The following is a 21,533-nucleotide window of genomic DNA, read 5'->3' as shown; positions in this document are numbered from 1 at the left end:
GTCCTCCTAGATGATGAGCTTCAGCGTCGCTGCGGCGACGGCTTCGGGCGTGATGTCGAAATGCCGGTAGAGATCCGGGGCAGGGGCGCTGGCGCCGAAACCGGCCATGCCGACGAAAGCGCCGGTGTCGCCGATCCAGCGATCCCAGCCGAGCCGCGCCGCGGCTTCGATGGCAATGCGCGGCGCCGAGCCGAGGACGGCCTTGCGGTAGTCCGCATCCTGTTCCTCGAAGAGCTCCCAGCATGGCATCGAGACGACCGCTGCGGCGATGCGGTGTTCGGTTTCCAGCCGTTCGGCGGCGGCAACGGCAATCTCGACTTCCGAGCCGGTGGCGATCAGCGTCACGGCGCGGTGCTCGGCTGGCTCGCGCAGGATGTAGGCGCCCTGGCTCGACCGGTTCTCGTCGCTGTGTGGCTCGTCGCTGTGTGCCTCCTCGCTGTGTGCTTGGCGCAGCATCGGCAGGTTCTGGCGCGAGAGCACCAGCACGCTCGGCCGGTTCTTGCTCTTCAGCGCCAGTTCCCAGCACTCCGCCGTTTCGATGATGTCGGCCGGCCGGAAGACGTTGAGGTTCGGCGTCGCCCGTAGCATCGCCAGGTGCTCGACCGGCTGGTGGGTCGGGCCGTCCTCGCCGAGCCCGATGGAATCATGCGTCATCACATAGATAACGCGCTGGCCCATGAGCGCTGAGAGCCGCATCGCGCCGCGCGCATAGTCGGCGAAACACAGGAACGTGCCGCCATAAGGCACGAAGCCGCCATGCAGCGCGATTCCGTTCATGGCCGCGGCCATGCCGTGCTCACGGATGCCGTAGTGAATGTAACGGCCGGCATAGTCATCCGGCGCTATGCGATCCATGCCCTTGGTGATCGTCAGGTTCGAATGCGTCAGATCGGCGGAGCCGCCGACTGTCAGGTCGGTCGCGGCGTTGATTGCGCCGAGCGCCATTTCGGAGGCTTTTCGCGTTGCAACCTTGGTCGCCTTCTCGACATGCTCCTTGCGGAAAGCGCCGAGCGCTTCGAAGACTGTGTCGGGCAGGTTGCCGGCGACCGCGCTCTCGAGGGCCTGGCGCTGAGGCGAGGCGGCAAGCCGCTGCTCCCAGGCGTGCCGCGCCGCTTGCCCGCGCTCGGCAATCTCGCGCCAGGCGAACAGGATGTCGTCCGGCACCTCGAACGGCGCGTAGGCCCAGCCGATGTTTTCGCGCGTCGCGGCGATCTCTGCATCGCCCAGCGGTGCGCCATGTGTCTTTTCCGAGCCGCCCAGATTGGGCGCGCCCTTGCCGATCATCGTGCGGCAGGCGATCAGAGATGGTCGATCCGACTGCTGTGCTGCTTCGATTGCCGCAGCGACGCCCTCCATATGGTGGCCGTCCACCGATTGGACATGCCATCCGGCGGCTTTGAACCGTGCCGGCTGGTCCATCGATGTCGACAGCGAAGTCGGTCCGTCGATCGAGATCGCATTGTCGTCCCAAAAGACAATCAGCCGGGAGAGCTTCAGGTGACCGGCAAGGTCGATCGCCTCATGGCTGATGCCTTCCTGCAGGCAGCCGTCGCCGGCGATCACATAGGTGAAATGGTCGACGAGATCGGCGCCGTGGCGGGCAGCAAGCATGCGTTCGGCCAGCGCCATGCCGACGGCGGTCGAGATGCCTTGTCCAAGCGGACCGGTGGTCGTCTCGATGCCAAGCGCATGGCCATATTCCGGATGTCCGGCGGTACGGCTGCCCAGCTGACGAAACCGCTGCAGTTCCTCGATCGGGATGTCGTCGTAGCCGAGCAGGAAATGCAGCGCATATTGCAGCATCGAGCCGTGCCCGGCCGAAAGCACGAAGCGGTCGCGATCGGGCCAGTTGGGCGCCGACGGATCGATATTGATGAAGCGGCTGAATAGTACCGTCGCGACATCGGCCATGCCCATCGGCATGCCAGGATGACCGGAATTGGCCTTTTGGACGCTGTCCATCGCCAGTGCCCGAATGGCATTCGCCATGTCGCGCTCCGAGACGGCTGCGACGGGCTTCAATGCTGTTGCTTGGCTGTTCATGGCGTCCTCCTCACGACACACGGTTCTTGCGTTCGATCAATTGCAGGATGAGCGGCGTCAGGATCAGCTGCATGGCAAGGTCGAGCTTGTTGCCTGGTACCACTATGGAATTCGGCCGCGACATGAACGAGTCGTGGATCATGGAAAGCAGGTAGGGGAAATCGATGCCGCGGGGGTTGGCGAAGCGGATCACCAGCATCGATTCGTCGGGCGTCGGAATCCAGCGCGCGATGAATGGGTTGGACGTGTCGACGATCGGCACGCGCTGGAAGTTGATGGCGGTCTGCGAGAACTGCGGGACGATGTAGCGGACATAGTCCGGCATGCGGCGCAGGATCACGTCCATCACCGCCTCGGTGGAATAGCCGCGCGTTGCCCGGTCGCGATGGATCTTCTGGATCCATTCGAGATTTATGACCGGCACCACGCCGATCTTGAGGTCAGCGTGCCTGGCCAGGTTGATCTTGTCGGTGACGACGCAGCCATGCAGGCCCTCGTAGAAGAGCAGATCGCTCGGCGGGAATTCGCGCCATTCGGTAAATTGTCCCGGCGGCGTGCCGTACTGCTTCTCCTCGTCTTCGTCATGGATGTAGGTGCGGGTCTTTCCGGTTCCCCGGCGGCCATATTCCTCAAACACCTCTTCGAGGATTCCGAGTTCGTTGGCCGCGGCATTGAAGTGGGTGAAGTTCGGATTGCCCGCCTTCTCCTCCTCGGCCACCTTCACCTTCATCGTGGCACGGTCGTAGCGATGGAAAGCGTCGCCCTCGATGAAGGCGGCCTCGATATTCTCGCGCCGGAAGATCAGATCGAAGATGCGCTTGACCGAGGTGGTGCCTGCGCCCGACGACCCGGTGATGGTGATGATGGGGTGCTTTGCCGACATGATGCTCAAGCCCTGAACAGGCCGCGGCGGCTGAACAGCGGCGCACGCTCGCCGATGGCGCTGGGCTCGGTGTGATAGCGGGTGATGCGCGCGACTTCCCGCGCCGATCCGAACACCACGGGGACGCGCTGGTGCAGGCTCTCGGGTTCGATTTCGAGGATGCGGGTAATCGTATCGGTAGCGGCACCGGCCGCCTGTTCGATGAGATAGGCGATCGGGTTGGCCTCGTAGACGAGGCGCAGCCGTCCCTGGCGATAACCCTTGCGCTTGTCGCCTGGATACAGGAATACGCCGCCGCGCATCAATATGCGATAGCAGTCGGCGACCAGGGAGGCGATCCAGCGCATGTTGAACTCCTTCTCTCGTGGGCCTTCGGTGCCTTCGAGGCAGTCGTCGATGTAGAGCCGCACTGCCTCGTCCCAATGCCGGTAGTTGGCGGCGTTGATGGCGAACTCCTGGGTGCGCTGCGGGATGATCCGGCTCTCGTAGGCCTGGACGAAAGTGCCGAGCCTGGTCGAGAGGACGAAGACATGCGTACCGCTGCCGAGCGACAGAACCAGTGCCAGCTGCGGCCCGTAGATGAAGAAACCGGCACCCAGCTGGTTCACGCCTGCCTGCAAAAAAGAGGCGGCCGGATTTTCGTCCGGCGCGCCAGTTGCAGGGAGGAGCGAGAAGATCGTTCCGATCGACACGTTGGTGTCGATGTTGGAGGAGCCGTCGAGCGGGTCGATGGCGATGGCGAGAGGCGCTTGCCTGTCGAGCAGGACCGGCTGCTCCAGTTCCTCGGAGGCGTAGAGCGCGACCGGAGCGTGGCGCATGGCGTCGAGGAAGATGTCGTCGGCGAAGATGTCGAGATCCTTCTGGATGTCGCCATCGGCATTGGCGCCGCGGGTCCCGGCAAAGGCGGTGCCGAGCACCCCTTGATTGATGGTGTTGCGGATATTGGTAGCGGCCTGCGTCAGCTGGCGGACAGTCGCCACCACCGCGGAGCGCAGCTCGTCCGGCGGGCCGAGATAGGAATTCAGAAAAGCATCGAGCGTTGCGGCTGGCATCGTAACCTCCCGATCCAGCCGCCTCTCCTCGGGTCGGCCGGACAGGGGAATGAGAACAAACACCACCGGATAAGTAAAATTCAATAACTTTACTTCTGCACTAAAAAAAATTTAGTATGTCGCATGAGAAACCTCACCCTCAAGCAATTCAAGACAGTTCAGGCAATCATCAGCCACGGAAAAATCGTCAGCGCGGCCAAGGCGTTAGGCCTGTCTCCTCCAGCGCTGACGATCCAGTTGCGGCAAGTCGAGGAGGAGTTCCAACTGGCCTTGTTCGACCGGACGTCGGACGGTATGCGTCCCACTGCCGCAGGTCTGGCCTTCGTCGAGACGGCGCAGGCGATCGAAGAGCGGCTTCGCCTGCTCGAAGACAGGATGGATGCGATCAAGGGCGTGCGCATCGGCAGCTTGAGGCTGGGCGTCGTTTCCACCGCCAAATATTTCGCGCCGCGGCTCATGGCCGGCTTCATGAAGGAGCATCCCGACATCGACATGCGGCTTGCCATCGGCAACCGCGCCGAAACGATCGACAGTCTGAAGAACCACGACATCGACATTGCGCTGATGGGACGCCCGGCGAAGGAAGTCCCGGTCCGTGCCTCGGTCTTCGGCGATCACCCGCTGGTCATCATCGCGCCGCCCGACCACCCGCTGGCCTCGGCACGCGAGATATCCAAGGAGCGGATCGCCGAGGAGCATTTCCTCATTCGCGAGCCCGGCTCCGGCACGCGCATCTCGCTGGAGATATTCCTGAGCGACGTGCCCGGCCGCATCGACGATCTCGGCGTCGAGATGGACTCGAACGAAACGATCAAGCAGGCGGTGATGGCCGGGCTCGGCATTGCCTTCATCTCTGCCCACACCATCGCCGCCGAAACCGAAGCCGGCCGGCTGGTCATCCTCGACGTTGTCGGCATGCCGATCCGCCGGCAATGGTTTTCGGTGATGCGCTGCGATCACGCGATCTCGCCTGCCATGGCGACGTTCCACGACTTCCTGATGCGCAAAGGCGCGATGTACCTGCCCCTGTTCGGCAAGCTCTATCCGCACGAAGAACCGAACACTAGAGGTCGCGCGAGTTAGGGCGCGGCCCAGGACAAACCCTTCAGACAAACGATGGCCCTCGTCGCTCTCAAGTTAGATTGCGTTTGACCTTTACATCGGCCCCACGGACGCGAGCTCTCGGCCAGCAGCACGCAGGCTGCCGTCTGCAGGACGGGTCAGTGCACTGGCGTCGGCTCGCAGGTGCACGTCGGTCTCGGACGACACCGTCACCTCCTCGCCGGACCTCGAGAACGCGTAGAGGGCGCCCCGGTTGCCCGGCATCGAAAAGGCCACGGAGTCCCCGTCGGCGAGGCCCATGACGACGCGCTGCGGATCGCCCCCGATCTTCGGCGCGAAGGTGGCGGTGACCTCCAGGAGGTCGCCGTCGACCGGGACGTAATAAGCGACCATGTCGAGGTGTCCCTCGTGCAGGCTGCCGCCTTCGATCGGGCGTCCTGTGGTGGCTTCCTCGGCAATCGCCGGGGTGGCGAGAAACAGCGCGGCTAAAAGTGATGCGCTCAGGGTTCTGCGGATCATCTCTCGTATCTCCTTTTTTAGATTACGTTTGAACTCTATAGGAGATAGATTACGAATGCAATCTAAAAAGAAAATTGGTGGTGCGTGTGAGTCGCATTCAGGCTGCGATGGCCATTCTCTCGACGATGGTCGGTGCGGTGCTCCTCTCGGGGGCCGTCAACTCGAGCGGCTGTCGAAGCGGTTCCTAAAAGCAGCGGCCGAGGGCGTGCAGATGGGGTCGTCTGCGGACGATGCCCAGCACGGACCGAGGCAATGACCGAGCGCCCCCGCGGCGTCACCGTCGAGCACATAGCGCGCCACACAGGTGCCGTCCACGCGAGTTCAGCGGGTCGATTCTGATGATCGAGGGTTGGGAGGCATCGCTGGTGGCGAAATACTTATTTGCCGATCCGAGGCGATAGCCAGCCAGGCGATGACGGGCCACGGGCCAGCGCACCCGCGGTCACCCACGCGGTGGGCCTCTGACCGCGCTTAGCCCACGATTTGTTCGGCGACAGCTCCTTCGAGGCCAGTTGCCGCTTGGGCGGCAAGAGCGCGGGCCGCTGCCTGTGAATCGTAAATTCCTCAAGTGCATAAACTCTGCCCCACCGCAGCGTGAACATGTGGATACCACGGTTGACGTACGAGGCGTCGCCGTTGAGCAGCGTTGCGGTGCCGTCCCACGGGGCGAACACGGTGGTATGCCACGGCCAGCCCTTCACCCAGATGTGGTTGACTGTGAGATGAAGATTGGGGAGGACGCGGCCGAGGCGCTCAAACCAGCGGCGCACGGCTTCTTTGTCGTGCCGCTCACCACCAAGCGCGTGGGCGCCGGAAACGCGATGATGAACATGCGGCACGAGTGCTTTCACCGCCTCATCCCCGCGATGTTTGTTGACGTGATCGAAGCTTTGCCGGATCGATTTCTCGACAAAATAACTGTAAAGCATTTGACCTCTCCTCCAAACTTTCGATGGCGTGATCGTCGGCACCGTGCGCAGCTAAATTGGATTGCGTTCGCACTCTATATCTGCTATAGATGTCTAACGCAAGCTAATTTAGGAGGTCGACCATGCGCGTGAGTCGCATTCAGGCTGCGGAAAACCGCGAAACCGTGATCAATGTGGCAAGCCGGCTTTTTCGGGAGCGCGGGTTTGACGGCATCGGCCTTAAGGACCTGATGGAGGCTGCGGGGCTGACCCAGGGCGCGTTTTACAAGCAGTTCGCGTCCAAGGACGATCTGGCGGCGCAGGCGTCCAGGCGGGCGATGAAGAGCGCCACACTCCGGTGGTCGGCCGCGACTGCGGCAAAATCCGAGGATCCGCTTGGCGCGGTGATCGCGTTCTACCTCAGTATGGACCATCGCGGAGAAAAGATGGACGGCTGCCCGATTGTCGCGCTCGGTTCGGATGCCGCCAGACAGGGCAGCGACGTGAAAGCGTCGTTCGAAGCCGGGATCAGGGAGCATCTCGAAATCCTCGGCCGTTTCATTGCCGAGGCCAATGGTGAGGAGTCCGATGGAAAGGCCATGGCCATTCTCTCGACGATGGTCGGTGCGCTGACGCTATCGCGCGTCGTCAATGACCCGGACCTCGCCCAAGCCTTTCTGGACGCGGCGACCGAACAGGTTCGTGAAGCAGCCGGCGCTTGAGCGGCATGAGCAGCGCTGGCGGCGCAGCCAAATCGACAGGAGAATAGATGCGACGGATCGTTGTTACAGGCATGGGAGCGGTCACGCCCCTTGCCGCCGATGTCGAAGCGTCCTGGTCGCGCCTCCTGGCCGGCCGCTCGGGCATCCGCAGGCTTCCGGACGATGTGGTGGGAGACCTGCCGGCGAAGATCGGCGGGGTGGTTCCGTCGCTGGAAGACGATCCGGACGCTGGTTTCGATCCGGATGCCGTCCTGCCGCCAAAGGACCAGCGCAAGGTAGACCGGTTCATTCTCTTTGGACTCGCCGCTGCACAAGAGGCACTCGCCCAAGCAGGATGGGCACCCGCCTCGGAAGCGGATCGCCTGCGTACGGCTACGATCATCGCCTCGGGCGTCGGCGGATTCCCCGCCATAACCGAGGCGGTGCGCACGGTCGACCGGCGCGGCGTCCGCCGTCTATCGCCGTTTACGGTACCGTCCTTCCTGGTGAACCTCGCGGCGGGCCACATCTCGATCCGCTATGGCTTCAAGGGGCCACTCGGCGCACCGGTGACGGCGTGTGCGGCCGGCATCCAGGCGATCGGCGATGCGGCTCGTCTTATCCGCGCCAATGAAGCCGATATCGCGGTGTGCGGGGGGACGGAAGCATGCATGAATATTGTCAGCCTCGGTGGTTTTGCCGCGGCTCGCTCTCTTTCGACCTCCTTTAATCACCGTCCTGATCAGGCCTCCCGTCCGTTCGACATGTTGCGTGACGGCTTCGTCATGGGCGAAGGAGCCGGCATTCTGGTGATCGAGGAATTGAGCCACGCGCTTGCGCGCGGTGCGAAACCGCTCGCCGAGCTCGTCGGCTACGGCACGACGGCGGATGCTCATCACGTCACCTCCGGTCCCGAGGACGGCGACGGGGCGCGGCGGGCTATGGAGATCGCGATCACCCAAGCCGGCATTTCGGCGCGTGAGGTTCGCCACCTCAATGCGCATGCGACCTCGACGCCGGTCGGTGATCTCGGGGAAATCGCGGCGATCAGAACACTCTTCGGCGCAGATCCCGCCATCGCTGTCAGCGGAACGAAATCGGCGACCGGACACCTGCTCGGAGCCGCCGGCGGACTTGGAGCCATCTTCGCAATCCTGGCGCTCAGGGATCAAGTAGCACCGCCGACACTCAATTTGAGCGCGCCGGATCCAGCCGGCGACGGGATCGACTTCGTCGCAAACCAAGCCCGCCCAATGGGAATGGACTACGCGATCTCCAACGGCTTCGGCTTCGGAGGCGTCAATGCCAGCGCGCTATTCCGGCGCTGGACGGACGAGTTGGCGGGTGCGGGCACCAGAGGCGCTCATAACTGACGCCCTCCGAGAAGGTGCTATGCGGCGGGAAAAAATGGCGCGCCAGGTCAGTTTCCTGCGCCGTTTCGCCCCGCATTGGCATTCGACAAGAGCCTGCGTAAGCAGAACGGGCTGCCGGTCTGACGACATCGACGACATGCCGTGAAGATCGGATTCATCGGCACTGGAAACATCGGCGCCACATCGAGGCAGCGCAAACCTTAAGCAATTGCTCTGGAGAACGTCCCGGCGATCGTTGGCGTTAGATAAGCGATATGTTATGTTGCAGTGCGAAAGAGCAGGGGCAACGTCCTTTCATAGCCGTAAGCAATCTGTATGTGCGACCCCTGCAGACTGGTCGGTATCACTGAAACCTCCCGGGCATGGGGTTCGGGACTCGATGGGACAAGGGGGTAATGCTTTACACGCTCGTAATGATGGTCTGCCTGACGGATGTGCCGCAGACCTGTGAACAACGCGAACAGATGGTGGACGGCCTGGCGATGAATCCCGGGACCGCCTTCATGCAGGCGCAGCCGCTGGTCGCCCAGTGGATCGAGACGCATCCCGGTTATTTCGTTCAGCGCTGGCGCGTGCTGCCCGGCCGAGGATCGTGAGAGCCGCCGCGAAGGTCGAATGAGGTTCTACTTCTTCGCGGCGAGTGTTTCCGAGACCGCCTTGGACAATTGATAAAGCCGCTGCTCGATGATCGTCGGCACTTCACAGACGTAAGTCAGTGATTGGACGCGTTCGTTGAAAATTCGCGTTGCGAATTTCAGCTGTTCGGTTCGCCGTTCGATCTCGTTGGGATCTGCATCGGGCTTTGCCCGCAACGCATCGACGTCGGACGCTTCCTTGCGCAACGCGGCGGCCATTTCGAGCTGCTTGTGGGCGTAACGGGCAATGCCTGAGATCACGTGAGAACGCTCGGCGTCCATGTGATCGAACATGCCTTGCACCAGCATCGCCATTTTCGGCGCAAGCTGCTCGGCCGGCAGCGAGGCGGCGAAATCCTTGATCTTCTTTTGGGCTTCGGCAATCGGTATCCGCCGGGCTGCTACCTCCTCGACCAGCGCGGAGATACCGGGGTCTTTCGACAAGTCCTTCGCCGCTGGCGGCAGCTCCGGCCCGTTCCAGATCTGGCCGAGCGAGAGTTGCGGCACCTTGCGCTGTATGCAGGGCCAGTCCGGATCGGTGCTCGCCGCCTTGGCATTCACGCTCGGCGCGAGCATCGCAACCACAGCCAGGCAGCGAACAAGGCTCATTCGTGCCATCAGGCATTTCCTCCAGTGTCCTGCTTGCGGGTCATCAGGCCGCGCGAAGGATCGTAAGCGATGATGGCGGCGGCAAGGAACAGCAGCGTGCAGCCGGCAACGACGCCCAGCGACAGCCAGTTAACCTGCCCGTAGAAGGCGAAGCGGATCAACTCGACCGCATAAGTGAACGGGTTGGCGAGGCAGATTTTGTAGAGCAGCGGGCTCGCCTCCTGGATGCGCCACAAAGGATAGAGCGCCGGAGAGGCGAAATAGCCGGGAAAGATGACGAAGTTCATGATGCCGGCGAAATTTTCGAGCTGCTTGATCATCGACGACAAAAGCATGCCGAGCGCGCAAAGCATCATGCCCGACAGGAACAACGCCGGCAGCACCATGAGATAGCCGATCGGCGGCGCCTTGACGCCCCAGAACCAGGCAACGATCAGGAACGCGTAGACCTGCGCAATCGATACGGAGACGCCGGCGAGCATCTTCGACACCAGCAGGAACCAGCGCGGGAAGGGGCTGACCAAAAGCGTGCGCATGTTGCCCATCTCGCGGTCATAAACCATCGACAGCGAAGACTGCATGCCTGAGAACAGCAGGATCATGCCGCACAAGCCCGGCGTGATGTAGACCTCGTAGAGCACGTAGGTCTTGTAGGGCGGGATGATCGATACGCCGAGCACCTGCCGGAATCCGGCGGCAAAAATGAATAGCCAGATGAGCGGCCGAACCAGCGAGGATATGAAGCGCTCGCGCTGGTGCAGGAAGCGCAGGCACTCCCGCAGGACGACGCCTTTGAGGCAAACGAGATAATGGCCCAGGCCGAATTTTTCGAACTTCACCGGGATGATGCCGGCGACTTTCTCGGGCATTGCGGGAGCGCTCATGGCGATATCTCCGGGATGCCGGCTGCCTCGATGCGGCTGAGCCTCGAAAAGGCGTCGCGGATCGAACCGGCGCCGCTCGTCCTGACGACATCGGCAACCTTGCCCTTGGCGACCAGTTCGCCCTGCCGCAGCACGACGACATGGTCGCCGTCTTTGACCTCGTCGATCAGATGCGTCGCCCACAGCACGCCAATGCCCTCGGTTTCGACGAGCTTGCGGATGGTGGCGAGAATGCCCGCACGCGACTGGATGTCGAGACCGACGGTCGCCTCGTCGAGCAGCAGCAGGGAAGGGCGGTGGAGCAGCGCCCTGGCGATCTCGATGCGCCGTATCTGGCCGCCGGAAAGACTGCGTGCCTTGTCATGCTGGCGGCCCTGCATGTCGACCGTATCGAGCAGCGCGGCAATGCGCTGCCGGGCCTCGCGTCCGCCGATGCCATGCAGCGCGGCGTGATAGGAGAGGTTCTGGTGGACGCTGAGATCGAGGTCGAGCGTGCGGGCCTGGAACACGATGCCGACACGCCTGAGTGCTTCGCCAGAAGCGCGGCTGACGTCATGACCGAAGATGCGGATCGATCCGCGGCGCGTGTCGTAAAGATGGCTGATCAGCGAGAACAGAGTTGTCTTGCCGGCGCCGTTAAGGCCGAGAAGGACGGTGAAGGTCGCCGGCGCGATCGAGAATGAGACGTCGTTGAGCGCCCGCTTCGGACCATAGGAATGGCTGACGCCGACGACGTCGAGCGCCGCCACCTCATCTCCTGGTCCGCTTGTCCTCACATGCTGCACGCGGCTGGCTCCTTGTCGTCGACGATAGTCTAGCGCACCTAGCGCACCAGGAGTCTAGCGCACCGGGCCCGATCGCGAAGGTCCCGCTTTCCGGTGATCCTACTTGATCGTGATTGTGCCTTTCATGCCTCTGTCGGCGAGGTCGGGCACCGACCATGTGTAGATGCCGGGCCTCACGGTGGTGAACTGCACCTGGATGGTGCCGTCGGCGTCGAATTCGAGCCATGCGGGTGCGCCGTTCATGTGCACCTCGAGGTCATTGATCACGATCTGGTTGTTCCACACATTGCGGAAGAGGTCGGTATGGAATTTGTACTCCAGCCCGCCCGCTGCGGTGATCTTCCAGCGATAGCCCTGGCCGGCAATCAGCTGGAAGTCCTTCTGGTTGGCGGTGAACTGGTCTCCCTTGCTGCCGAGGATAAGTTCCGGCACGTCCTTGCTGGCCCGGGTTGCCTTCTCGGCTTCGGGGCTGGCGTCAGTTTTGGTGGCCGCACCGGCGGCTGCGTCGTCGTCATGGTCCTGCGCCCAGACCTGGCCCTGCGTGAGTGCCATGCCGACCAGCGCAGCGAAAGTGACGGCCCGAAATATCCGCATGATTTCCTGCCCTTCTGCTGTTTTTCTGTCTGTTTGATTCAATTGGGTTGATTCAAATTGGGCGAGACGACGACGCCCCATGGCAGCGCGCCGACGGTCACCGACTGCACTGGCTCGTCGGTCTCCACGTCGATGAAGGTGATGTCGTTCGACACGCCGTTGGTCGAGATGATGGTTTTCTGGTCCGGAGTGAAAGCGAGCTGCCAGACGCGTTGGCCGACCAGCACGTATTTCTCGACCTCGTATGTCTGCGTGTTGATCACCGCGACGCGGTTGGCCGGTCCGAGCGCTACATAGGCTTTCTTGCCGTCGGCGGTGATGCGCACACCGACCGGCTGGATCGATTCGGCCCTCAGGCCGGCAATCTCGAAGGTGATCTTCTGGACAACTTCGCGCGTTTGATTGTCGATCACCGAAACAGTGCCGCCGATCTCGGCAGTCACCCAGGCCTGCTTGCCGTCGGGGGTGAACTCGACGAAGCGCGGACGCGCATCCACCAGCACGTTGTCGGTGATCTCGTGGGTCGACGTATCGATGAAATGCGCCATGTTTGTCGTTTCGGACGTATTGATCATGATCTTTCCGTCCGGGCTGACGCCCATGCCTTCCGGTTCGACACCGACCGGAATTTCAGCCAGCACCTTCTTATTCTCGATGTCGATGACGGTGACGAGATTGTCGTCCTCATTGGCGATATAAAGCGTCTTGCCGTCAGGCGAGAGCACGAAGAGCTCCGGGTCGGGCCCGGAGGGCAAGGTATCGACGATCTCCAGCGACGCCGTGTCGATCACCTCGATCGAATCGTCGTCGCTGGCGCAGAGATAAATGTGCTTGCCGTCATGCGAGATGGTGATGCCGCGCGGACGTTGCCCGACATTGACGGTCTTCACCACCTGCATCGTCGCGGTGTCGACGACGGACATCGTGTTGTCCTTCTCGTTGGAAACATAGGCCATGTAGGCCGACGCTGGGCCGGCCATGAAGCCGGTCGCGAGAATGGCGAGTGCGCAAGCTCGTCTCTGCACTGAAATTCCTCCCAATTGGTTCTACTCAAGCACGCATTTTGTTTCCGGTTCATCGACCCCGAGCGTATCGAGCTCCGACATCTGGTGCAAAAAACCCTCCTGCGGCGATGTCGAGACGACCGACCTGTTGTCGCCGAGGAAGATCGGCTGCCGCAACTGCTGGTTCCACTTGCGGAAAGTCAGTTTCTGCCCCTTGAACGCGGCGATCGAAAAATCGTCGGAGCGGATGAAGTCGGCCATCTTGCGCGGGTCGGCACCCTGCGTGCGGGTCGCCGCCTCGCCGAGGATGCGCACCGCGGTCCATGCCGCCATATCCTTCGACATCATGCGGCGGCCGTTTGCCTTGGCGAAGCGGTTCTGGATCTGGGTGCCGCCCCATTGCTCGCTGGCCGGATGCCAGGCCGACGGGGTGAGCCCGGCGGTGCCGGCGACCGGCCGCGGAGTCCAGGTGCGGAACGGAACATAGGTGCCGAACACCTCGCTTTCGTCGGCGACCAGCAACACATCGTGCTCCGGCAGATCCTGGGTGAAGACAGGCATCTGCCGCTGGATTTGGACGACGCCGGAATCGGTTCGCCGTGCTGTCCCGGTATCCTCGAACAGCTTTTCGCCGACGATCTCGCCGCCGAAGCGCGTCGCCGCCCGGCGCAGGGCCTCGGCAAAAAGCTGGTCGCGCTGGTGCGAGCCGAAGATCAGCACCCAGCGCCGCCATTGCTTCCAGATCAGATATTGCGCCAGCCCGTCAGCCAGCATGCTGCGCGTCGGGATGGTGTGGAAGATGTTGGCGCGGCATTCCTCCTCGCGAAGACTGTCGTCGGTGGCGCCGGCATTGAAGATCAGAACGCCGTTGTCGCGGGCAAGATCGGCGATCGACAGCAATTGTTTGACCGAGAGGTCTGCGATTACGTAGCGGTCGCCTTTGGCGATCATTTCCTGGAAGGCCGCAACGACATCCGCGTCCGGCTTTACCTCGATCACGTCGAGGCTGAATTTCTGGCCGAGGAAGCTGCCGGTCGTGTTGTTGTCGGCAATCGCGACATTGCCGCCGGCAACGCCTTCATCGCGGGGCGGGACGTCGAGCACCGACAAAGCGAGCTGCGGCGCATAGGCGCGTAAATAGCCTATCTTGATTTCGGTCAGCTTTTTTTCCGGCTTGGCCGTTGCGGCCGGTTGCTTGCCCGTCGCTTCCTGGGCCAGCGCGCCCGGAACGTTGACGGTCAGGGAAAAAAAGCACAAAAAGGCCGCGAGAGTGCCCGGCACCGCGCTCGTCATCGATAAAATTACCCGTTCTTGCGCTAAAGTCCGATTGTTGCCGGACCGGCGCGAAGTCAAGGTGCCCATGATGAGCTTAGCTGACCCGCAAATTTTATCAAACCCTGAAAGTGGACTTCTCGCGTCTGCTTTAGTGGCATGCCTGCTCGCCGGAAGCGCAACTGAGCGGATTTCGGTATCCGGACCCGAGAGCGCCCTGTCCCTCATGCCGGAGAAAGTCTTCCAATGACCAGAATGCTGGCCAGTGTCACCGGCGTCGACGAGGCGGAGATCGCCCTTTCGGGTGGCGTCGACATCGTCGACCTGAAGGATCCGAAGGCGGGGGCGCTGGGCGCGGTATCCACGCAAACCATCCGCCGGACGATTTCATTCATCGCCGGCCGGGCGCCGGTCAGCGCGGTCTGCGGCGACCTGCCGATGGAACCGGAGACGATCCGCGGCAAGGCCGAAGAGATCGCCGCGACCGGCGTCGATTACGTCAAGATAGGCTTTTTCCCGTCGGAAAATGTCTCCGCCTGCGCGGCGGCGCTCGAGCCGCTCGCCGCGCGAACGAAACTGATCGCCGTGCTTTTCGCCGACCTGGCGCCGGATTTCGAGCTTCTGCCGATGCTTGCCAAACATCGCTTCCATGGCGCTATGGTCGACACTGCGATCAAGGCAAACGGGCGGCTGCTTGACCATCTGCCGCCCGAGCGTATCCCGGGTTTCATCGATCGAGCCAAATCGCTCGGTCTGATTGTTGGCCTGAGCGGATCGCTGGAAATCCCTGATATCCCGCGTCTGCTGCCCTTCGCTCCCGATTTTCTCGGCTTTCGCGGGGCACTGTGCGGCCACTCCGGCCGCGTGGGTTCGATCAGTGTCGAGGCCGTTGCGCAGATCCGCGAATTGGTCCCGGAAGAATCCCGGGCCGGCGGCCCGTCGAGCGTCGACTACCGCCTGCTGGCGGCGAGGGGCTATTCGCCGGGCACCGACCCGACACTGGGCACCGACAAAATCTTCGTGCGGGACTTTGTCCTGCCGGTTCAGATCGGCGCTTACAGCTTCGAGCACGGCCATACACAGAAGGTGCGTTTCGACGTGACCGCCGACGTGCTGCAAGTCACCGACCATCCCGAAGACATGCGCCATGTGTTCTCCTACGACATCATCATGGATGGCATTCGCACCATTGTTGCGCGCGGCCACGTCCAGCTTAGCGAGGCCTTGGCCGAGCAGGTGGCGACCTACATTCTGGACAACCCGCGTGTCGTACGCGTCACGGTAAGGGTGGAAAAACTCGAACTCGGCCCGGGCGGCGTCGGCGTCGAGATCGAACGCAAGCGCCAATCGGCTGGCCGCGGCGTCGCCTCCGGCGCTGCCGGCCGAAAAGACCAAGGCGCTGTTTCCCAGCCGCGACCGGAAAGGCCCGAAGCCGTCAGGCGCGTCATCGCCAAGCGAGCCGTCGTCAAGCTTGGCGGCAGCACGGCCGATGCGACGGAAATGGCGGACTGGATCGCGGCGCTGGCGGGCTCCAGCCTGCCGATCGTCATCGTGCCCGGCGGCGGCCGCTTTGCCGACCAGGTGCGCGAGACGCAGATTTACATGGATTTTTCCGACACCGCCGCCCACGCCATGGCGATCCTCGCCATGGAGCAGTTCGCCCAAATCATCCTCGACCGCGACGAAAGGCTGGCGCCGGCGCGGTCGCTGGAAGAAATGCGGCGGGCGCTGGACGCGGGGAAAGTGCCGGTGTGGCTGCCATCGTCCTTGGCGCTGCCGGCGCCGGACATTCCGGCGTCCTGGGACGTTACCTCCGATTCGCTGGCCGCCTGGCTTGCCGGCAAGCTCGGCGCCAATGCGCTGCTCTTGATCAAGCAGACCGGCGCCTTCTTCGGCAGCGACGCGATCGACAGCCTGGCGGCCAGAGGCATCGTCGATGCCGGCTTCGCCGCCATGCTGCCCGACGGTGTCGATGTCCATCTCGCCGGCCCGAAAGATGCCGCCGACGCCGCGGCGCTGCTCGCGGCGGGCAGTCTGCCCGGCATTCGGATCGCGGCTCCGATCCGGTCGGCAAGAAAAGCAGGGTAGGCGATGGCGACGCTGCATACGCCGCGCTGGGCATGGGTTTTGACCGGTTCCGGTCATTTTTTTACGGAGAGTTTTGCACTCATCCACCAGATCGAGCATTGCGATGTCTTCGTGTCGAAAGCCGCTAACGAAGTGCTGCGCATGTACAAGCTCAAGCTCGATTTTCCGGAGACGACGCGCGTGCTGCACGACAAGACGGCAAGCGCGATCCCGGTCGGCGAATTCTATCATGGTGTCTATCATACGGTGGTGGTGGCGCCGGCCAGTTCCAATACGGTCGCCAAATGCGTGCACGGCATTTCCGACACGCTCGCCACCAACGTCTTTGCCCAGGCGGGAAAATGCCGGGTGCCGGCCATCGTCTTTGCCTGCGACACCGCGCCGGAACTCGAAACCATGGCGCCGCATGGGCTGGTCAAGGTCTATCCGCGCAGGATCGACCTGGAGAATACCAACCAGCTGAAGAGTTTTGAGCGAACACAGGTGGTCGAGTCGCTTGCCGATCTCGAAGCCTCGGTCAGACGGCGCTACGCCGAACTCGCACGCCATGGCTGAGCGGCTGGTCTTTCTTACCGGCCACCTGGCAAAAGTCCGGCTGGAAAGGCTGCTGGCCGGACTGGGCGAAACCGAATTTGCCTGGGAGATCATCGACATCGGCGTCAAGGTTGCGGCGCTGATGAGCGAAGACATCATCAAGCGGCGGCTCAGCCTGACGGGCGGCATCGACCGCGTCATCCTGCCCGGCCGCTATCGCGGCGACATCGAGCATCTGTCGAACCATTTCGGCGTGCCCTTCGTGCGCGGGCCTGACGAGATCGCCGATCTGCCGGCCTTCCTCGGCCGGGCGGGCGAGCCGCCTGACCTTTCGCGTCACGACATGCGCATCTTCGCCGAAATCGTCGACGCGCCGATGCTGTCGGTCGAGGCGCTGGTGGCGAGGGCACGGACGTTGGCCGCGGCCGGTGCCAACGTCATCGATCTCGGCTGCCTGCCGGAAACGCCGTTTCCCTTGCTGGAAGAGGCGGTGCGCGAACTGAAGGCACAGGGATTTCTGGTCAGCGTCGATTCGGCCAGATCAGACGAACTGTCGATCGGCGCACGCGCCGGTGCGGACTATCTTCTCAGCCTCGATGAGAACACGCTGCCGCTGGCCTTCGACTACAAGGCCGTACCAGTTTTGATCCCGGCCACGCCCGGCGACCTGGATTCGCTCGGCCGCGCCATTGAAGCGTCGCAAAAGGCCGGCGTCGCCTTCATCGCCGATCCCGTGCTCGACCCGATCCATTTCGGCTTTGCGGCCTCACTTGCGCGCTTCATTGAGGCGCGGCGGCGCTGGCCCGACATCGAACTGCTGATGGGCACCGGCAATCTCACCGAATTGACCGACGCCGACAGTTCCGGCGTTACCGCGGTTCTGGCCGGGCTCTGCTCGGAACTTCAGATCCGAAACGTGCTTGCCGTGCATGTCAGCCCGCACACGCTGCGAACGATCGAGGAGCACGATGTTGCCCGCCGCATCCTGTTTGCGGCGAAGAACGACGGAGCGCTGCCGCGCAGTTACCATCCAGGGCTGCTGCAGGTTCACGACCGCAAGCCGTTTACGGCCTCGACCGAGGATATCGCAGCGCTCGCGGCGGAGGTGCGCGACAACAACTTCCGCATCATGACCGCCGAGGACGGCATTCATGTTTTCAACGGCAAGGGGCATGCAGTTTCCAGGGATGCGTTCGAACTCTTTGCCGGGCTTGGCGTTGAGGCAGATGGCGCGCATGCGTTCTATCTCGGCGCCGAACTGATGAAGGCCGAGATCGCGTGGCGCCTCGGCAAGCGCTATGTGCAGGACGAGCCGCTCGCATGGGGCGTTGCCGCGCCGGCTCCAGAAACCGACCGCACCCGCCTTGCGGAGGCGGGCCACACGCTTCGCGCGAAGAAAGAGCGCTAAACCATGCCCTACATCAGAGAATCGATCATCACCACTGTCAGCAAGACCGGCGACGTCCACATAGCGCCGATCGGCATCATCGCCGAGAAGGACGGCTGGGTGATCGCGCCGTTCCGGCCGTCGATCACGCTCGACAATCTCGCCGAAGTGCCGTTCGCCATCGCCAATTACACCGATGACGTGCGTATCTTTGCCGGCTGCCTGACCGGGCGCAAGCATTGGCCAACCGTTGCGGTAAACGGGTTTCCGGTGCCGCGGCTCGCAGCGGCGCTCGCGCATTCTGTCCTCGAAGTCGAAGGTATCGATGACGATGCTATGCGACCTCGCCACTTCTGCCGCGTGGTGCAGGAGGAAACGCATGCGCCGTTCACCGGCTTCAACCGCGCCAAGGCGGCGGTGCTGGAGCTGGCCATCCTGGTCAGCCGGCTCGGCATGCTGCAGCGCGACAAGATCGAGGCGGAAGTCGCCTACCTGTCGATTGCCATCGAAAAGACCGCGGGCGAGGCCGAAAAGCAAGCCTGGGACTGGCTGATGCAGCGTGTCGGCGATCACCTGTCGGTCAAGGAGTCCAGCGGTGATGAGGTACGCGGCTGAACCAATATAGTGCCTACAATTGAGATCCCGCCAGCAGCGCCACTGCGGACGCAGGCGCGACGCTGCTGGCTTCGCCGCGAACGGCGTCATCTGCGGGGATGATCTCGGCGAAGTCGACGAAGCGGCGTTCCATGCGTTCGGCCAGCCGCCTGATCTGCCAGCGGCCGGTTCCGGCGCCGACGATCGGCACATCCCGCGCCATGGGCCCGGCAACCAGGGACGCTGCGTCGTGCATCTTGCGCAACTGCTGTTCGCTGAACCAGCGCGCGACTTCACGCCATTCCGGCAACGTCAGGTCGGCAGCGTCGCGCCCGATCATGCGCGCCAGCCGGGCGATCGAACCGTCGATCGTCTTTTCCTTGCCGTCGGCGGAAGCGTGCCTGTCGTCCTTTTCGTCGAGCACCCCCAGGATCCGGTGCGCGTCGGCGATCGAGGCGAAATACTCGTTCATCAGCGGCGTCAGCCTGCCGCGGACGGGAGCAGACGAGGCGACGCCGAACAGGAACGTCCTGGTGAAGCCGGTATAGACCAGTTCGCCGCTCAGAAGCCGTCCGGCATCGGTGTAGCCGTCATTGGCGACGGCGCCATTTTTTATGGCGATGATGTCGGTGGTGGTCGAGCCCATGTCGACGAACAGCGCATCGCCGGCGAGCTTTGCCACCAACGACGCTGTCGCGTGCCAGTTGGCGGAGGCGACATCGGCGCTCAGCCGCGCTGCCTGCTCAGCCCCGACAAAGCCGGACGGTCCGGCATAGATCAGGTTTTCGCCTGGGAAACGGCTTGAAATCTCATCCAGCAGTGCCGCGACGCCGGCATCGCGGGACGGAAAGATGTCCGCCAGTTCGCCGGTCATGGTGAAAGCGTTGAGATCGGCGCCGGCATAGATTGGAGCCGTTTCCTCGAACGCCGAGGTCAGGGTATGGAGCCCGAGCCAAAGCGGCGTGGCGACCGTTACTGCCTCGAGGATGCGGCCGTCTTGCGCACGCGTCACCTTCAGATGCGCGCCGCCAATATCGAAGCCGGCAACGATGCTCTTTCTTTTTTCCACACTTCAAGCTTTCATCACAGTTGGTCAGGGGCAGTTGGTCAGCGAGAAAAAGAGCGTTGCGTATCATTCCGGTTCTCGACCTGAAAGGCGGCGAGGTGGTCCGCGCCCAGCAAGGAAAACGCGATCGCTACAAGCCGATCGTCACGCCGCTCAGCCAAACTTCCGACGTCGTTGCGGTCGCCGAAGGCCTGCGCCGGCTTTACCCTTTTCCGGCCTTTTATATCGCCGATCTCGATGCCATCGAAGGCGGAACGCCAAACAGCGGCGCGCTTGCCCGGCTGAAGGCGATGGCGGAGCCGCCGGAGCTTTGGCTCGATGCCGGCTTCGCCGACGAGAAAACCCTTTCGGCAGCACTTGCCGAACCCTGGCTTTGCCCGGTCCTGGGATCCGAATCGCAGCAGGACGACGCGCTGTTGCGGCGCTTTTGCGATCATCCGGAGCTTATCCTGTCGCTGGATTTCTTCGACGACGGGTTTCGCGGCCCGGCAGCATTTCTCGACGAGCCGGCGCTTTGGCCGCAAAAATTGATCGTCATGACATTGGCCAAGGTCGGTTCCGCCTCCGGTCCCGATTTCACGCGGCTCGAGGCCATCAAGGGGAAGGCTGGAAGCCGCTCCGTCATCGCGGCCGGCGGGGTGCGCAACGAGGCCGACATTCGCGCCCTTTCGTCACTCGGTATCGCCGCCGCGCTGGTCGCAACCTCGCTGCATGACGGCACGCTCACGCCCGGGCACCTCACAACGCTTGGTGCCTGAGGTCCGCGCGGCTCTTGCCTTCTCCCCTTGTGGGAGAAGGTGGCCGAGCGAAGCTCGATCGGATGAGGGGTGTTCCAGCTTGGCACCGCCGGCGATCCTTCCAGCACCCCTCAACCGTCTTGGCGCTGCGCGCCAATCCACCTTCTCCCACAAGGGGAGAAGGCAAGATCGGGTCCGATTCCTAAAGGCCCAGAAGCTTTTTCAGGCGGCGCAACAGACCCTCGGGCTCCGCCGAGGGTTTTGCCTGTGCGGGGCTGTCTCTTGTCTAAGCCGCGAACGGATGCTTCACCTGGTCCCGCTTATCCGTGGCCTCGGCGGCGGTCGGCGTTCCTGCGACGGCGCGTTGGATGGCTTCCTTCGTCGCTTCGTAATTGTACTTCTGGATCTTGGCGTCGTCGGCGGCGTCCCAGTGGATGAAAACGCCGACGCAGATGAACAGATCGTCCGCCTCGTTGGCGGGAATGATCCCCTCGGCGACGCTGTCCTGTACGGCCTTGGCAACCGCATGCTGCGCCGGGCCGAACATCTGCACGGCCTGCTTGGCGCCCTTGATCGTGACCTTGTTGAACATCACGGTGTTGGGCTTGCACTGAAGATTGGGCGCGATCACCGCCAAAAGGGAGGTAAAACCGTCCTTGTTGTTGGTCAGCGCGTTGCAAAATGCTGTTTCGACCGCGCTCCCCCGCGGGCCGATGAGCAGGTCGACATGCGCCACTTCGTTGCCGTCTCCTACCAGCGATTCACCGACCATTACTTTCGAGATCTTTGCCATGCCAATTCTC

Annotated in this window: 22 protein-coding genes and 1 pseudogene; 10 read left to right on the top strand and 13 right to left on the bottom strand. The window is 62.9% G+C overall.

Annotated features, from left to right (window positions below; genetic code table 11):
- Positions 1-6: 6 nt before the first annotated feature.
- The 3 genes from tkt to CIT31_RS12935 are packed head-to-tail and all read right to left on the bottom strand — an operon-like array spanning position 7 to position 3,978.
- Entirely contained in the window at positions 7-2,043 is a 2,037-nt protein-coding gene (tkt, locus tag CIT31_RS12945) for a transketolase (RefSeq protein WP_095518889.1), read from the bottom strand.
- Positions 2,044-2,053: 10 nt separating this feature from the next.
- A complete protein-coding gene (locus tag CIT31_RS12940) occupies positions 2,054-2,926 on the bottom strand; it encodes a phosphoribulokinase (protein ID WP_065010922.1) in 873 nt (290 codons plus the stop codon).
- Between the two features lie 5 nt (positions 2,927-2,931).
- Positions 2,932-3,978: a class 1 fructose-bisphosphatase gene (locus tag CIT31_RS12935; RefSeq protein ID WP_029350350.1), complete on the bottom strand. Its 1,047-nt coding sequence runs from the start codon at positions 3,976-3,978 to the stop codon at positions 2,932-2,934.
- A gap of 123 nt (positions 3,979-4,101) precedes the next feature.
- On the opposite strand from CIT31_RS12935, the gene CIT31_RS12930 reads away from it, so the two are divergent.
- Entirely contained in the window at positions 4,102-5,061 is a 960-nt protein-coding gene (locus CIT31_RS12930) for a LysR family transcriptional regulator (protein ID WP_095518888.1), read from the top strand.
- 72 nt (positions 5,062-5,133) lie between these two features.
- Here the strand turns inward: CIT31_RS12930 and CIT31_RS12925 are convergent, their stop codons facing one another.
- Positions 5,134-5,559 carry a hypothetical protein gene (locus CIT31_RS12925; RefSeq protein ID WP_165778427.1) on the bottom strand — a complete coding sequence of 142 codons (426 nt, stop codon included), beginning with the start codon at positions 5,557-5,559 and terminating at the stop codon, positions 5,134-5,136.
- A 377-nt stretch (positions 5,560-5,936) separates the two neighbouring features.
- The gene (locus CIT31_RS12920; protein ID WP_245316215.1) at positions 5,937-6,488 is read right to left on the bottom strand and encodes a nuclear transport factor 2 family protein; all 552 of its coding nucleotides are present in this window, start codon (positions 6,486-6,488) and stop codon (positions 5,937-5,939) included.
- A 122-nt stretch (positions 6,489-6,610) separates the two neighbouring features.
- Between CIT31_RS12920 and CIT31_RS12915 the strand changes: the two genes are divergently transcribed.
- The 4 genes and pseudogenes from CIT31_RS12915 to CIT31_RS12905 all read left to right on the top strand — a co-directional run bounded on the left by CIT31_RS12915 (position 6,611) and on the right by CIT31_RS12905 (position 9,137).
- Positions 6,611-7,189 (top strand): TetR/AcrR family transcriptional regulator, encoded by a 579-nt coding sequence (locus tag CIT31_RS12915; protein ID WP_095518887.1) that lies wholly within the window; start codon positions 6,611-6,613, stop codon positions 7,187-7,189.
- A 47-nt stretch (positions 7,190-7,236) separates the two neighbouring features.
- Complete coding sequence (gene fabF, locus CIT31_RS12910) at positions 7,237-8,541, top strand: beta-ketoacyl-ACP synthase II (RefSeq protein ID WP_095518886.1); 1,305 nt, start codon at positions 7,237-7,239, stop codon at positions 8,539-8,541.
- Between the two features lie 6 nt (positions 8,542-8,547).
- Positions 8,548-8,664: pseudogene (locus CIT31_RS36025) on the top strand (oxidoreductase); the annotation flags it as partial.
- 272 nt (positions 8,665-8,936) lie between these two features.
- Complete coding sequence (locus tag CIT31_RS12905) at positions 8,937-9,137, top strand: hypothetical protein (RefSeq protein ID WP_095518885.1); 201 nt, start codon at positions 8,937-8,939, stop codon at positions 9,135-9,137.
- A gap of 27 nt (positions 9,138-9,164) precedes the next feature.
- Here CIT31_RS12905 and CIT31_RS12900 read toward each other — a convergent pair whose 3' ends face one another.
- The 6 genes from CIT31_RS12900 to CIT31_RS12875 all read right to left on the bottom strand — a co-directional run bounded on the left by CIT31_RS12900 (position 9,165) and on the right by CIT31_RS12875 (position 14,345).
- On the bottom strand, positions 9,165-9,794 hold the full coding sequence (locus CIT31_RS12900) for a hypothetical protein (protein ID WP_095518884.1): 630 nt from the start codon (positions 9,792-9,794) through the stop codon (positions 9,165-9,167).
- Positions 9,794-10,669 carry an ABC transporter permease gene (locus tag CIT31_RS12895; RefSeq protein WP_095518883.1) on the bottom strand — a complete coding sequence of 292 codons (876 nt, stop codon included), beginning with the start codon at positions 10,667-10,669 and terminating at the stop codon, positions 9,794-9,796. The genes CIT31_RS12900 and CIT31_RS12895 overlap by 1 nt, the downstream gene beginning before the upstream one ends.
- Positions 10,666-11,454, bottom strand: a complete 789-nt coding sequence (locus CIT31_RS12890; protein ID WP_095518882.1) for an ATP-binding cassette domain-containing protein — start codon at positions 11,452-11,454, stop codon at positions 10,666-10,668. The genes CIT31_RS12895 and CIT31_RS12890 overlap by 4 nt, the downstream gene beginning before the upstream one ends.
- A 99-nt stretch (positions 11,455-11,553) precedes the next feature.
- Positions 11,554-12,048, bottom strand: a complete 495-nt coding sequence (locus CIT31_RS12885; protein ID WP_095519361.1) for a cupredoxin domain-containing protein — start codon at positions 12,046-12,048, stop codon at positions 11,554-11,556.
- Positions 12,049-12,086: 38 nt separating this feature from the next.
- Positions 12,087-13,028 (bottom strand): YVTN family beta-propeller repeat protein, encoded by a 942-nt coding sequence (locus CIT31_RS12880; protein ID WP_165778459.1) that lies wholly within the window; start codon positions 13,026-13,028, stop codon positions 12,087-12,089.
- 66 nt (positions 13,029-13,094) lie between these two features.
- A complete protein-coding gene (locus tag CIT31_RS12875) occupies positions 13,095-14,345 on the bottom strand; it encodes an ABC transporter substrate-binding protein (RefSeq protein ID WP_095518880.1) in 1,251 nt (416 codons plus the stop codon).
- Between the two features lie 225 nt (positions 14,346-14,570).
- Between CIT31_RS12875 and CIT31_RS35090 the strand changes: the two genes are divergently transcribed.
- Genes CIT31_RS35090 through CIT31_RS12855 form a run of 4 tightly spaced genes read left to right on the top strand, consistent with a single transcriptional unit; the run spans position 14,571 to position 18,948 of the window.
- Positions 14,571-16,412 carry a (5-formylfuran-3-yl)methyl phosphate synthase gene (locus CIT31_RS35090; RefSeq protein ID WP_095518879.1) on the top strand — a complete coding sequence of 614 codons (1,842 nt, stop codon included), beginning with the start codon at positions 14,571-14,573 and terminating at the stop codon, positions 16,410-16,412.
- A gap of 3 nt (positions 16,413-16,415) precedes the next feature.
- Entirely contained in the window at positions 16,416-16,967 is a 552-nt protein-coding gene (locus tag CIT31_RS12865) for a flavoprotein (RefSeq protein ID WP_065010930.1), read from the top strand.
- Positions 16,960-18,354 carry a DUF6513 domain-containing protein gene (locus CIT31_RS12860; protein WP_095518878.1) on the top strand — a complete coding sequence of 465 codons (1,395 nt, stop codon included), beginning with the start codon at positions 16,960-16,962 and terminating at the stop codon, positions 18,352-18,354. The genes CIT31_RS12865 and CIT31_RS12860 overlap by 8 nt, the downstream gene beginning before the upstream one ends.
- 3 nt (positions 18,355-18,357) lie before the next feature.
- Entirely contained in the window at positions 18,358-18,948 is a 591-nt protein-coding gene (locus tag CIT31_RS12855) for a DUF447 domain-containing protein (protein ID WP_095518877.1), read from the top strand.
- A gap of 13 nt (positions 18,949-18,961) precedes the next feature.
- On the opposite strand, the gene CIT31_RS12850 is transcribed toward CIT31_RS12855, so the two are convergent.
- On the bottom strand, positions 18,962-19,996 hold the full coding sequence (locus CIT31_RS12850) for a hydantoinase/oxoprolinase family protein (RefSeq protein WP_095518876.1): 1,035 nt from the start codon (positions 19,994-19,996) through the stop codon (positions 18,962-18,964).
- A gap of 56 nt (positions 19,997-20,052) precedes the next feature.
- Here CIT31_RS12850 and CIT31_RS12845 point away from each other — a divergent pair, with 56 nt between their 5' ends.
- Complete coding sequence (locus CIT31_RS12845) at positions 20,053-20,751, top strand: HisA/HisF-related TIM barrel protein (protein ID WP_095518875.1); 699 nt, start codon at positions 20,053-20,055, stop codon at positions 20,749-20,751.
- A 265-nt stretch (positions 20,752-21,016) separates the two neighbouring features.
- On the opposite strand, the gene fae is transcribed toward CIT31_RS12845, so the two are convergent.
- Positions 21,017-21,523: a formaldehyde-activating enzyme gene (fae, locus tag CIT31_RS12840; RefSeq protein ID WP_077373969.1), complete on the bottom strand. Its 507-nt coding sequence runs from the start codon at positions 21,521-21,523 to the stop codon at positions 21,017-21,019.
- Positions 21,524-21,533 lie beyond the last annotated feature (10 nt).

Origin of the sequence: Mesorhizobium wenxiniae (genome assembly GCF_002284535.1) — a bacterium.
Taxonomy (GTDB): Bacteria; Pseudomonadota; Alphaproteobacteria; order Rhizobiales; family Rhizobiaceae; genus Mesorhizobium; species Mesorhizobium wenxiniae.
The sequence above is the reverse complement of the archived record's forward strand: the minus strand, read 5'-3'. Positions and strand labels throughout refer to the sequence as shown.